This is a genomic window from Microcystis sp. M53598_WE2 (assembly GCF_030067735.1).
GTDB classification, from domain to species: Bacteria; Cyanobacteriota; Cyanobacteriia; order Cyanobacteriales; family Microcystaceae; genus Microcystis; species Microcystis aeruginosa.
Map to the genome: position 1 here is coordinate 1 of NZ_JASJFE010000700.1, position 1,059 is coordinate 1,059.

At 41.5% G+C, this 1,059-nt stretch carries 1 protein-coding gene, 1 tRNA gene and 1 pseudogene; 2 read left to right on the top strand and 1 reads right to left on the bottom strand.

The features are described 5' to 3' along the window. Positions 1 to 346, top strand: a pseudogene (locus tag PX636_RS14270) (ParA family protein); the annotation flags it as partial. Positions 347 to 618: 272 nt separating this feature from the next. On the opposite strand, the gene PX636_RS14275 reads toward PX636_RS14270, so the two are convergent. Further along, positions 619 to 691, bottom strand: a tRNA-Ile gene (locus PX636_RS14275). A 64-nt stretch (positions 692 to 755) separates the two neighbouring features. On the opposite strand from PX636_RS14275, the gene PX636_RS14280 reads away from it, so the two are divergent. Continuing rightward, on the top strand, positions 756 to 1,049 hold the full coding sequence (locus PX636_RS14280) for a hypothetical protein (protein WP_061431314.1): 294 nt from the start codon (positions 756 to 758) through the stop codon (positions 1,047 to 1,049). Positions 1,050 to 1,059 lie beyond the last annotated feature (10 nt).

Sequence of the window (1,059 nt, forward strand, 5' to 3'; positions counted from 1 at the left end):
TAGACTGTTACCTCCCCAAGCGATTCGACGAGCGCTTAAACCCTGTAGTGAAGAAAAAGTTGACGAGTCTAAGGAAGAATATCCTATATTTAAAAGCTGGGCAGAAAGGTTACATGAATATAGTGATAAAAAAATTCCTTTTTCCCTAGAACAGTTTAAGCTGGATGCTACTACAGTCAATGTTCTTGAGCAAATGGGAGTAATTTATGAGGACAAGGATAAAGAAGATGCAGTTCGTTATTATATGCCCGAAATATTCCGTGAAGGGTTAGGATTTTCTAGTCAAGGTGCGCGTCCTCGTGTTCTCGCTTTAAAGCGCAAAGTTTTGGGGAAATCAAATTTTTAATGGTTCGAGCTTTTTGGCAATGACTATATGATTGATTGTTGTCAGCTTTTCAAAACAGGATTTGCTATTACCCAGCATTGGGGAATTGATTCGTTCATCAAAAAAGCTACACTACTGGGATTCTTGTGTTTTTTTAGCTTTCCTGAAAAATGAAAAGGATAAAATTAATGATTGTATTTCTGTTCTCAAAGTAGCTGAAAATGGTCAGGTAATCTGTCACCGCCGCCTACTCTAGTGCAGTCGAAGCCGATCACCCGAAGCCATCAAAACTATCCAGGGTGCAGGAGTTGAACCTGCCTAGCACGAATTATGAGTTCGTTGCCTCAACCGCTCGGCCAACCCTGGGTTATACTATTAACTCATTATAGATCGGTAATCACTCCGAACGTGAAAATCCAGCCCCACCAAGATGAAAAAATTTTCAATCAGCACCTCCTTGCAGTTAGGACTCCTTTTGATGGTAGCCATGTTAGCCGCCGGCTTCGGTAGCGGTTGGGTAGCCTATCAATTGGGAATCGCCTCCCTGAAGGGAGTCAGTCAACCGGATATCAACCCCGCTAAAAAGTTTACCAACGATCGCACCAGTTATGGACGCAATCAGACTTTTATCCCCGTGAAAGAAGAAGAAGTAATTAAAAGAGTGAGAGTTTATATGCAACAACAGAAAAACAAACCGCAATCAAAGGACGAAACCAAAGGATAGGCTTTAAAAA